The 12,393-nt window shown below is 70.7% G+C and carries 4 protein-coding genes and 2 pseudogenes; 3 read left to right on the forward strand and 3 right to left on the reverse strand.

Annotated elements, in window-relative coordinates; genetic code table 11:
- Positions 1-90: 90 nt before the first annotated feature.
- A complete protein-coding gene (locus tag ACWD35_RS11575; RefSeq protein WP_451350979.1) occupies positions 91-6,417 on the forward strand; it encodes an SDR family NAD(P)-dependent oxidoreductase in 6,327 nt (2,108 codons plus the stop codon).
- A gap of 169 nt (positions 6,418-6,586) precedes the next feature.
- On the opposite strand, the gene ACWD35_RS11580 is transcribed toward ACWD35_RS11575, so the two are convergent.
- From ACWD35_RS11580 to ACWD35_RS11590, 3 genes and pseudogenes are all read right to left on the reverse strand, one after another.
- Positions 6,587-7,636, reverse strand: coding sequence for a PP2C family protein-serine/threonine phosphatase (locus tag ACWD35_RS11580; protein ID WP_451350980.1), 1,050 nt, complete (start codon positions 7,634-7,636; stop codon positions 6,587-6,589).
- Positions 7,637-7,903: 267 nt separating this feature from the next.
- Complete coding sequence (locus ACWD35_RS11585) at positions 7,904-8,740, reverse strand: alpha/beta fold hydrolase (protein WP_451350981.1); 837 nt, start codon at positions 8,738-8,740, stop codon at positions 7,904-7,906.
- Between the two features lie 28 nt (positions 8,741-8,768).
- A pseudogene (locus tag ACWD35_RS11590) lies at positions 8,769-9,475 on the reverse strand (alpha/beta fold hydrolase).
- A gap of 100 nt (positions 9,476-9,575) precedes the next feature.
- Between ACWD35_RS11590 and ACWD35_RS11595 the strand changes: the two are divergent.
- Positions 9,576-10,031: pseudogene (locus tag ACWD35_RS11595) on the forward strand (AAA family ATPase); the annotation flags it as partial.
- A 673-nt stretch (positions 10,032-10,704) separates the two neighbouring features.
- Complete coding sequence (locus ACWD35_RS11600; RefSeq protein WP_451350982.1) at positions 10,705-12,327, forward strand: helix-turn-helix transcriptional regulator; 1,623 nt, start codon at positions 10,705-10,707, stop codon at positions 12,325-12,327.
- The last annotated feature ends 66 nt before the right edge of the window (positions 12,328-12,393 follow it).

Here is a 12,393-nt window from a genome sequence, read left to right on the forward strand (position 1 = left end):
CCCGCCATCGCACGGCCCGACAGGCGGCCCATCCCCCTCTTCCGGGCGCAGCCCGCGCTCCTCCCATCTCCCACCGACAAGGAGACTTCCGTGACCAACGACAAGCGCGGCCCTCGGTCGGCGAACGCGCCCATCGCCGTCATCGGCATGGGATGCCGACTCCCCGGAGACGCCGACTCCCCGGCCGCACTATGGCGCCTGCTGGTGGAGGGGCGCGAAGCAGTCGGCGCTCCACCGCCCGGCCGGGATGTGGCCGGTGCCGGGCACGGGGCGCCCACCGACGCGCGCCCCGCCCTGCACCGGGGCGGCTATCTGAAGGACGTCTCGCGGTTCGACGCGGACTTCTTCGGAGTCGCGGGTCGTGAGGCCGACGTTCTGGACCCCCAACACCGGCTCCTGCTGGAGGTCGTCTGGGAGGCCCTGGAACACGCCGGGCTGCCCCCCGACCGACTCACCGGTTCCCCGACCGGCGTGTTCACGGGGCTGAGTTACAACGATTACATGGACCAACTGGCCGGACGGCCGCAGGAACTCGAAGGCTCCATCCTGACGAACGGCCACTGCGTCGCCGCCGGCCGAGTCTCCTACCTCCTCGGCCTGCACGGCCCCAGTATCGCTCTCGACACCGCGTGCTCCTCCTCGCTGGTCGCCTTCCACCTGGCCTGCGAGGCTCTGCACCGCGAGGAGTGCGACCTGGCCCTCGCCGCCGGCGTCACTCTCATGCTTGCTCCCCGCATCACCCGGACCTTCGCCCGGATGGGCATGCTTTCCCCGACCGGCCACTGTCACACCTTCGACGCCGCGGCGGACGGATTCGTCCGCGGTGAGGGCTGCGGCGTCGTCGTCCTCAAGCGCCTGTCCGAGGCCCGCCGGGACGGCGACCGCATCCTGGCCGTCGTCCGCGGGTCCGCGGTGAACCAGGACGGCCGTTCCGACGGCCTCGCCGCCCCTTCCGCCGATGCACAGCAGGCCCTCTACCGCGCCGCGCTCAACCGGGCCGGTGTCGACCCGGCCCGGATCTCACTGATCGAAGCTCACGGCACGGGCACCCCCGTGGGCGACCCCGTGGAGTTCGCGAGTCTCGCCGCCGTGTACGGCAATGGTCTCTCACCGTGCGCACTCGGCTCGGTCAAGACCAACCTCGGCCACCTGGAGCCGGCCGCCGGAATCACCGGGCTGATCAAGACCGTCCTGTGTCTGCAGCACGGCATCATCCCTCCGAACCTGCATTTCACCCGCTGGAACCCGGCCATCGCCGCGGACGCCACCCGTCTGTTCGTCCCATTCGAAAGCACGCCGTGGCCCGCCAAGGAACCGGTCAGGTTGGCCGCTGTGTCCTCGTTCGGCTTCTCCGGCACCAACGCCCACGTGATCCTGCAGGAGCCTCCGCGGCCCGCCCGCTGGGCCGGCCTGCCCGTCCCCCGTCGCCCCCGGCCGGTACCGCCCGAGGTGATCCTGGTCGGGGCCGGATCCCACCGGGCTCTGCCGGACGCTGCCCGCAGACTGGCCGACTGGCTGGACACGGACGGCGCGAATGTCCCGCTTCGAGACGTCGCCCACACCCTGGCGCTGCGACGCAGGCCAGGCCGGGGACGCCTCGCGGTCGTCGCCCGCTCCCGCACCGAGACCACCGACACGCTCCGGCTGTTCGTCAACGGCCTGCCGACTCCGGCCCTCGTGTCCGGCACGGCCGATGTCACCGCCCCCCGCCGTCCTGTGTGGGTGTTCTCCGGCCAAGGCTCCCAGTGGGCCGGCATGGGCCGCGAACTCCTGGCCCAGGACGAGGCGTTCCGGAAGGCTCTGGCCGAGGCAGACGCCCTGATCCGCAAGGAGGCGGGCTTCTCCGTGTCGGACCTGATCCGGGCCGGCGAGTCGGTCACCGGATGCCCACGGGTCCAACCGGCCCTGTTCGCGCTGCAGATCTCCCTGGCCGCAACCTGGCAGGCACACGGCGTCCGACCCGCCGCCGTGATCGGCCACTCCATGGGAGAGGTTGCGGCCGCGGTCGTGGCCGGAGCCCTCACCCTCGCCGACGGCGTCCGCGTCATCTGCCGTCGCTCGGCGCTGCTGGAGCGGATCGCCGGCACGGGCGCCATGGCCACCGTCGGTCTGGGCCGGGCCGCGGTGGAAGCCGCACTCGTCGACGAAGGCGCCGACGGCGTGTCCGTGGCCGTCCTGGCGGCGCCCGACGCCACCGTCGTCTCCGGCGACGCCGACCAGATCACCCGTCTGGTCAGCCGGTGGGACGAGCGCGGAATCGCCGCCGTACCCATCGCGGTGGACGTCGCATCGCACAGCCCTCACGTCGACCCTCTGCTGTCCGATCTGCACCAGACACTCTCCGGCCTCGTTCCCCGCCCGCCTGACATCCCCTTCTACTCCACCGTGACAGAGGACCCGCGGCAGAACCTCCTCCTCGACGCCGCGTACTGGTGCGACAACCTCCGCCGGCCCGTTCGCTTCCACCCCGCCGTAGCCGCGGCTGCCCAAGACCGGCACCAGGTCTACATCGAGATCTCGCCCCATCCCGTGGTCACCCAGTCCCTCACGGACAGCCTGGCCCAGTTGGTTCCCAACGCCGTCGTTCTGCCCACTCTGCGTCGCGCGCAGGATGAAGTCGCCACCTTCCGGACCCAGCTCGCCGCCTTCCACTGCAACGGCGGCATCGTCGACTGGACTCCCATGTACGGCAACGGTTCCCTGGCCGACGCGCCCACCACCACCTTCGATCGCATGCGCCACTGGGCTGCGGGCCCGGCGCCACAGGTCGACGGCGGGGCCCTGCCCGGCCGACACACCGAGGTCCCTGGTGACCCGGTCCGGCACAGCTGGCACGCCACCGCTCCTGCCCAGCACCTGCCCTGGCTCGACGACCACCGCGTCCACGGCGCCCCTGTCCTACCGGGCGCCGGCTTCTGCGCCGTGTTCCACACCGCGGCCCTCACCGCATTGACCGGTGCCGCCCCCGGCCTCGACCTCATCGACATCGCCTTCCACGACCTGCTGCCCCTGAACAATGACACCGAACTGAGCACCACCGTCACTCTCAGCGACGGCGATCAGGCAACCTGCGAGATCCACTCCCGTACCCCGGACGGCTCCTGGCAACTGCACGCCTCAGCCATCGCCCGCCGGGCACTCGCGTCCCCCGACACCCGTGCCGCCTCCGTCCCCGCACTGCACCGCAAACATCCCATCCCCCTTGATCCCGGCAAGCTCTACGCCAGGCTGCGCGCCTGTGGACTGGAACACGGCCCCGCCTTCACCGGCATCACCGCACTGCGGACCACCAAGCGGCAGGAGAGTTTCTGGGCCCGCATCCAACTACCGCGCATTGCCCTCACCCCTGCCCCCGCCCTGAGCGTCCACCCCGTCCTCCTCGATCTGTGTCTCCAACTGCTCGTCGCGGGAGCGGGCCGAGAGACTGCACCCGCACCGATCCTCCCGGTCGGGGTCGGTGCCCTCCGCCTCCTCGGAGACCCTGCTCGGGCCGTGCACGCCCACGCGTTGATCACCGAGAACAGCGATGCGACCCTCGCTGGCAATGTCCGCGTCCTGGATGCCCACGGCCGTCCGGTCGTCGCCCTTGACGACGTGCGTTTTCTGCGGGGCGCACCTGCCGGAGAGACCCCCGTCGACCAGTGGTTCATGGAACTCGGCTGGCACCCCGTCCCCCGGCCCGGCGCCGACCCGAACCCGCCCGGAAACTGGCTCGTCCTCGGCGAGGGGGACGGCCGGGCCGAACGCCTGGCCGGGCTCCTACGCTCCGTCGGCGCCCGCGTCGAGGCGCGGGAGATTCCTCTGGACTCGCAGGGACTCGCCTCACTGGCCGAGACCTTCGGCCGGCACCTGGCTGCCGGAAGCGACCCATGGCGCGCCGTCGTCCTGCTGTGCGGCGCACCCTCAGCTGACACCACTGACCCCACTCAGGGCGCGCAACAGCGCGCACGGCGGCTGCTCGCTCTGACTCAGGCGGCCGACGAGCACTGCGGAACATGGCGCCTGTACGCGGCCACCCACCACGCGTACGCCGTTACGGCGGAGGAAGCCGGCCATCCCGCGCACAGCACCGTGCGCGGCGTGGCACGCGTCTTGGCGGTCGAGCGGCCCCGTATGCACCCCACCCTCGTCGACACCGACCCCGACGAGCACGGGCTGCGCACACTGGCTGCCGAACTCCTCGCCGGCGCGCCCGAAGACGAGGTGGCACTGCGCGGTGACACCCGGTACGTCGCGCGCATCGACCGGGCTCCCGTCACACCCGCCGAAAGCACGGCCCGAACCACCCGAACCGTCCACTTCGAAGACGACGGGTTCCGCCTGCACGTCGGGCGGCTCGGAGATCTCGACAGCCTCGAACCGGCCGCGACCGGCCGTCGCCGGCCCGGCAAGGGCGAGGTGGAGGTACGCGTCCATGCGGCGGGCGTCAACTTCCGTGATGTCCTGACCGCTCTGGGGATGCTCGGCTCCGAGCCCGCCACCCCCTACCGCATCGGTTTCGAGTGCGCGGGCGTGGTCAGCGCCGTGGGACCTGGCGTGGACCACCTCCGTCAAGGGGACACCGTGCTCGCCGTTCAGCTGGAGGGCGGCGCCTTCGCCTCCTTCGTCACCGTCCCTTCCGCCGCCGTCGCTCCCGTACCGCAAGGCTTAGCGCCTGCGGCGGCGGCAGGACTGCCCACGGCCTACCTCACCGCGTGGTATGCCCTGCAGCACGTCGCACGGCTCGCACCCGGTGAACGCGTGCTGATCCACTCCGCAACCGGAGGCACCGGCCGGGCCGCGATCGCCGTCGCCCGTCTCCTGGGCGCAGACGTGCTGGCGACGGCCGGCTCGGAGGAGAAACGGCATCAGCTGCACGGGATGGGAATCCGCTGCGTCATGGACTCCCGCACCTTGGACTTCGCCGAACAGACTCGTCGGGCCACCGACGGACAAGGGGTCGACGTCGTCCTCAACTCCCTTGCCGGACCCGCCGTCCGCGCCGGACTCGAAAGCCTGCGCCCGTTCGGCCGCTTCGTGGAACTCGGCGTACGCGACATCATGGCCGACGCTCCCCTCAAGCTCGGCCCGCTGCGCCACAACATCACCTTCAGCACCGTCGACCTCATCGAACTGCAGCAACGCCGACCGGAGTTGTTGGCCACGGTGCTGCGCGAGGTGATGGACCACATCGCCGCGGGGAGGCTCAAACCGCTGTTGTGCACCGAGTACCCCCTGGACCGCGCGGCCGACGCCTTTCGGCTGATGGCTCGTGCCGGACACACCGGCAAGATCGTGCTGACTGTTCCCGACCGGGGAGAGACCACCGCCGTGGTGCCCGAGGGCCCGCCCGTCGTGCGCAACGACGGCGCCTACATCATCACCGGGGGGCTGGGAGGACTGGGCCTGGCCACCGCCTGCTGGCTGGCCGAGCAGGGAGCGGGCCGCATCGTCCTCAACGGGCGCCGTCCCCCGTCGCTGGACACCGCTCGCACCGTCAACGACCTGGCCACCGACACCACGGTCATTCTGGGCGATATCTCGCGGCGCGACACCTCGGAACGGCTGGTCGAGGCTGCCACCAAGGGTGGTGTACAGCTGCGCGGCGTGGTGCACTGCGCCATGGTTCTCGACGACGCCGCGTTGACCACCATCCGCGACAACCAGCTCAAGCGCGTATGGGCGCCCAAGGTCACCGGTGCATGGAACCTCCACTGGGCCACGGCCGACCGGTCACTGGACTGGTTCGTCGTCTACTCCTCGATGAGTTCCCTGCTGGGCAACGCTGGACAGGGCACGTACGCAGCAGCCAACGCCTGGCTCGACGCCTTCGCCACCTGGCGCACACGCAACGGCTTGCCCACACTGGCCGTCGGCTGGGGCCCGTGGGGAGAGACAGGGCAGGCCGTCGACTTCGCCGAGCGCGGTTACGAGACGATTCCCACTCGAAAGGGCTTGGAAGCGCTCCACTGCCTCCTCGCCCACCAAAGGGTCCGGACCGCCGTGATCCCCGGACCTCCCCAGACCTGGATCCCCCGTGCAGCCGCGGATTCCAGCTTGTTCACCCTCCTCGCCCCGGACGGTGTCCACACGGAGCAGAAGCAGACCGGAACCGGAAGCTCGGACATCCGCGCCCGCATCGAGGCGCTGCCTGCCGGCATCGCCCGCCAGACCGCCCTGGAGAGCTACCTGGCAGACCACATCCGGGCCATCCTGCGCACCAGCAGCGCCACACTCGACCCGAACACCCCGTTGAAGTCCCTGGGTTTCGACTCGCTCCTTGCCACCGAGCTGCGGATCCGCCTCGACGCCGACCTCGCTGTCCGCCTCGCGAGCAACTTCGTCTGGCAGCATCCGACCGTCGCCTCCCTCGCCACGGCCCTGGCCGCTCACATGGGCCTCGCCCCACAGGAGAACGCTTCGTCCTCCGAGACCTAGTCATCGCACCGGACGGATCCCGCCCTGCAGTTGTGTCCCGCTCCCGTCGGCAGCGGGACACGGCCGTGTGCGAGCCGGCCACCGCGATGGCGACCGTCCAGTCCTGCGAGGGGCTGTCCGGCTGCGCGGCCACCCTGAAACCTTCGCAGGCCAGAGCCTCATCTCGGGATCAGAGGCTCGGGCGCCGCCGGGCGACGAGCGCAGCGACGTCGTCATCGAGCTCGCCGCCGCTGAAGGCGATCAGGTCGCGATGGAGATGGTCGAGGAGCTGGTGAGGCGCCTCGCCGCTCCATGAGCGGATGCGTTCGGCGAGGGGGTAGAAGGCGCCGGAGCGGTCACGGGTCTCAGTGACCCCGTCGGTGTACAGCAGGAGCCGGTCTCCGGGGTAGAAGGGAGCGAGGTCGACGTGGTATCCGTCGCTCACCAGGTTGCCCAGGTTGAGCGGCGGCGAGGGGGCGGCGGGCTGCAGCTCGTGGACCTCGCCGCGGTGCAGCAGCAGCGGAGGTGGGTGTCCGCAGGTGACGGTCCGGACAATCGGTTCGTCGTCCGGGATCTCGGCGATCAGCGCGGTGATGAAACGTTCAGCGATCTCCGAGCCCGGGACCCCTGGAGCCTGGCAGGCGTGGCGACTCATACTCGTCTCCAGGCGGCACGCGAGGTGGGGCAGGTCGGGCGCGTCGTGGGCGGTCTCGCGGAAGGCGCTGAGCAGCGTCGCGGCCGTCTGCATCGCGAGCAGGCCCTTGCCGCGTACGTCGCCGATGAGCAGCCGCACTCCGTGCGGGGTGCGTAGCGCCTCGTACAGGTCGCCGCCGATCCGGGCTTCCGCCGCGGCGGCCAGGTACAGGCTCTCGAGCGTGACGTGCCCGAGGTGCCGCGGTACCGGATGCAGCACCGCCAGCTGGGCGGTCTCGGCCACTGAGCGGACCTGAACCAGCTGATGGGCGCGTCGGCCCAGCAGGCGGTTGAAGAAGACGGCGAATCCCGCAATCGCCACGAGGGTGGCCAGCTCGGAGTAGGCAGTCGCATCCTGCAGCGCATCGAAGTCCACCATCAGGCCGACAAAGATCGCACACGCGCCCACTCCGATGAGCACGGTCCCCCACAGGGGCAGCAGCGCGGCGGCAGACACCATGGCCGTGGCGAGGAAGGCATCCGGCCTGACATCGCGGGGCGTGAAGAGGCCGACGATCAGGCCGATGAACAGCAGCAGAGCAGGCAATAGTGGCAACAACCTGCCCCGCACACCGGCGCTGTGCGGGACTCCGCGTTCCTCAGCAGGCCTTGCCACCGTGCCGCTCCCCAAGGTCTCACAGGTCGAGCGGCAGCCCAGGGTCGGAAGCCAGGCCGCCGATTTAGGTAATTTTACCGCCGTTCGTCCGTAGCCTACGAACATCTGGTGAGCGGCGGTGACGCACAGGCGTCAACCGGTACATGCGCCGGTCCGGCCCCGGCCCGTCATGGCGCGGGCCGGGGCTGGCGGCCGGGTTCAGGTGGTGGCCTCGGCGGCGTCGTCGACGAGGCGGGCGGTGATGCCTGGGTGGCTGATCATGGCGACGTGGGACGCCCCCGGCACCTCGACGACGCCGTGGGCGCCTGCGCGCTGGTAGCAGGAGCGTTGCAGGGCCGGTGGAATCGCCTTGTCGTCGCCGGCGACCAGGCCCCAGGAGGGGATGGTGTGCCACGCGGCGGCGGTGGTGACGTCGGTGAAGGAGGAGGCGCTGAAGGGCCGCTGAGTGGCCTGCATGAGGCGCGTGGTGGCGACCGGCACGTCGGCGGCGAACACGGCCCGGAACCTGTCGGCCACCAGGTACAGGTCGGTGCCGGTGGTGCCGTCGGGATTGGGGTAGGGCACCGCCTGCGTCGCGGCCTGGATGATGCTGCCGGGGTACTTGTTGATCAGAACGCCGAGCTGCTCGCCCTCGTCGGGAACGAACGCGGCGATGTAGACCAGTGCCTTGACGTCGGGGATTCCGACGGCGGCGTTGGTGATGACGGCACCGCCGTAGGAGTGGCCGACCAAGACGATCGGGCCCGTGATCGACTTCAGGACACTGGCGATGTAGGGAGCGTCGATGGGCAGACCACGCAGCGGGTTGGCCGGGGCGACGGTCGTGTAGCCGGCACCCTGGAGGCGTTCGATCACGCCGTTCCAGCAGGAGCCGTCGGCGAAGCCGCCGTGCACCAGCACGACGGTCGGTCTGGTTCCGGCCGTGGGGCTGTCTGCGGCGCCGGCGGTGGAGGCGAGCGGTCCCATCAGCGCTGCCGTTCCTGCGACGGCGGCACCGGTGGCGAGGACTCGGCGGCGGGTGAGCTCAGGGCCCATGGGGGACTCCTTCACAACGGGTCAGGGCCTAGGAGTGGCCGTTGAGTCCTTGGGCGGCCTGGGCGATGACGGCGGCCACGACGGCCGGGCGGGACACATAGACGGCGTGGCTGCCCGGGTCTCGGTGACGGTCGCTCTGGCCCGCTCGGACATGGCCCGCTGGGCGGGCGGCGGGATCATGCGGTCGTCCGTCGCGACCAGGTACCAGGACGGCTTGGCCTGCCAGGCCGGTTCGGAGACGGCTCCTTCGAGGGCCTCGACGCCCCAGGGGACCTGCGAGTCGGCCATGAACGCCGCCAGCTTCTCGGGCACGTCGGCGGCGAAGGAGGCCGCGAACCTGTCCCGGTCCAGGAACAGGAACCCGCCCCGGGGCGGCAGGATCGGCGGGACCGGCGCCCCGGGCGGCGGATCGGCGATCAGGGAGCTGACCGACTCGCCCTTGTCCGGCGCGAACGCGGCGATGTAGGCGAGCGCCGCGACGCCCGGGTGGTTGCCGGCCTCGGTGATGACGACGCCGCCGTAGGAGTGGCCGACCAGCACGGCCGGACCGTCGAGGCCGTCGAGGACCTGGTGCGTGGCGGAGACGTCGCCGGCCAGCGACAGGGTCGGATTCTGTACGACGGCCACCTTGTATCCGTCGGCGGTCAGATGGTCGTAGACCCCCTGCCAGCCCGAGCCGTCCACGAAGCCGCCGTGGACGAGGAGGATGTTGCGGGGTTGCGCGTTCTCGCTCATCACTTCTCCCGTTTCATCGGACGGATGAGGTCACGCGCAGAACGCTAGAAGCCGGACGGACGGTGTCGATTCCGTCATGTGACGTAGTTCGGTGACAGCGGTGGCTGCCAGGGCTAGCCTCTCGGCACGGACGGCTGTTGCGGGGGGTAATGATGGTCGACCGGCCGGCATCCCGCGTCATGACGGATCGCTGGCGCTGGTGGGAGAGCCGGGAGTCGGGAAGACGGCGCTGCTGGCCGCTGCCGCCCAGGAAGCCGAGGCCGCGGGGATGCGGGTGCTGCATGCCGTGGGTGTGCAGTACCGGGCACAGGCCAGTTACGGCGCTCTGCAGCAGCTGCTGATTTCGGTACCCGAAATTCACTCAAGGGCGATGAGAATGCCTGCCCTTGTCAGAGCCCTTGGCTTCGAGCGGGGCGCGGCACCCGGGCACGACGCGGTCGCCGAGGCCGTGGTGTCGCTGGCCGCGGGCCTTTCCCGTGACGTCCCCGCCCTCCTGGTGCTGGACGACGCGCAGTGGCTGGACCGGGCGAGTGCCGTCGTCCTGGGGCAGGTGGCGCGTCGGCTTCCGGGTACCGGCACGGGGCTGGTGTGCGCGGTCAGGGTCGGGGAAGAGAGCTTCTTCGACCACAGCGGGCTTCCTGTGCATGAATTGGGTCCGCTCAGCGAAGCCGCCTCCGACGAGTTGCTCCGCCGTCGCTTCCCGGCGCTCGCCTCGCGGGTACGACAGTGTCTGATCGCCGATGCCGAAGGCAATCCGCTGGCGCTGTTGGAACTCCCGGCCGCACTGACCGAATCCCAGCGGACGGCGTCCCAGGCCTTGCCGAAGCGCATCCCGTTGACCCAGCGGCTCCAGTCGACTTTCGCCTCCCGCATCAGGACTTTGCCGGCAGCCACGCGGCATCTGCTGCTCGTTGCCGCGTTGGAGGGCAGTGGCAACATGCTGATCGTGCGCCGCGCGGTGGCCGGTCGGTGCAGCCTGAAGCACCTGGCTCCGGCAGAGCGCATGCAGCTCGTCCGCATCGACGACACGACCGGGCGTCTGGGATTCAGGCACTCGCTCATACGCTCCGCGGTGGTGGATCTGTCGACCAGCGACCAACGACGCAGCGTGCACCGCGCACTCGCGGAGGCATGGATCGCGGTCCCGGAGCAGCGGGCCTGGCATCTGGCGCAAGCCACGGTCGAGCCCGACGAACAGATCGCCGCCCTGCTCGAGGAAGCCCGCCGATGTGAGCGCCCGCCGCGGCGACGGGCCGAACGCGGTGGCGGCGCTGGTGCGCGCCGCCGAGCTGAGCCCGGCAGGGTCCGCATACGCTCGGCGGTTGGCCAAGGCCGCGTACGTCGGCGCGAACCTCACGGGCGACGTGCGCGATGTGCCGCGTCTGCTGGACGACGCGCGACAGGCCGCCCCCGATGCGGAATCCCCGGCGGTCGCGGTGGCCGCCGCGTTGTATCTGCTCAACAGCTACGGGGACATCGACACGACCCATCGCCTGCTGTCCGGCGCCATCGCCCTGCAGCCCGAGCCCTACGACCTCACCGACCCCACGCTGTTCGAAGCGCTGTCGACCCTGCTGATGGTGTGCATCCACGGCGGCCGGCGCGAGCTGTGGTCGGGCTTCGACGCGGCACTGTCGAAGTGCACCTCGGTTCCGGACACCCTGCACCTGTTGCGGGCCACCTTCGCCGATCCGGCCCGGGCCCGCCCGGCCGACTGGGCCCGGCTCGACGCCGCGATCCGGACGCTTCACGGCACGTGGGATCCGGTACGGATCGTGCGGATCGCCACGGCCGGCGCCTACGCGGACCGCCTCGGTGCGATGGAACAGCCACTACGGCTCACGGCCCGCGGCGGACTGAGCGGGCAGAGCATCTTCCCCGCCATCCAAGCCTCGTTCCTGTGGAGCAGTCATGCCTGGTTCACCGGCCAGTGGCCGGAGCTGCGCCAGGCGGCCGAGCAGGGTCTGCGCTGGTGTGAGGAGCTTGACCATCCACTGCGTTCCTGGACCGGCAAGTTCGTGCTGGCCTGCGTGTCCGCAGCCTGCGGCGACTACCGGGCTGCTCGTGGGTTCGCCGATCAGATGGACCAGTGGGCCGGGTCTCGCCGAGGCCATGCCGTCGGTTGCTACGCCGCCCATGCCAGGACGCTGATCGCCCTGTCGGAAGGTGACTTCGAAACGGCCTACCGACACGCGTGCAGGATCACGCCGGCCGGAACGTTCGCGCCTTTCGCCGGACACGCACTCTGGGCGATCCTGGATCAGGTGGAGGCCACCGTGCGCACGGGTCGCCGCGAGAAGGCCGTCCACCACGTCAGGGCAGCCGGGGACGCCGGCCTCGAAGCAGTGTCACCGCGGTTGAAGATGGTCCTGCTCGCCTCGGCCGCCCTGGCAGCGGAAGGTGACGAGGAGGCCGCGCTCGGGTTCGGCGAAGCGCTGGCCGTCGAGGGGGCCGATTGCTGGCCCTTCGACCACGCCCGTATAGAGCTGTACTACGGCGAGCGGCTCCGCCGCGGAAAGGCACCGGCCCGGGCCCGCAGGCATTTGAGTGCCGCCGCGGAAACCTTCGGGCGGCTCGGCGCCCACCCTTGGACGGAGCGGGCCGGCAAAGAGCTGCGCGCATGCGGCATCCCGGTGCACGCCCGTGCCCTGCCCGGTGGCCCCGCCTTGACGCCGCAGCAGTGGGAGATCGCTCGCCTGGCAGCCACGGGCCTGACCAACAAGCAGATCGGGGAAAGGCTCTTGCTGTCTCCTCGGACCGTCTCGACGCATCTCTACCAGCTCTTCCCCAAGTTGGGCGTCACGTCTCGGGCCGCACTGCGCGACGCGCTGGAGCAGCTGGACCGGCCGTAAGCATCAAGCCGCATCCGCACACGGTCGACAACGCCATCCGCTGCACCACTGGCCCGATCAGAGGGA

This window comes from Streptomyces sp. NPDC002671 (assembly GCF_053592475.1).

Coding starts and splice junctions, on each gene's coding strand:
- ACWD35_RS11585 (WP_451350981.1), bottom strand. CDS start 8,740: ATGGGCCCTGAGCTCACCCGCCGCCGAGTCCTCGCCACCGGTGCCGCC.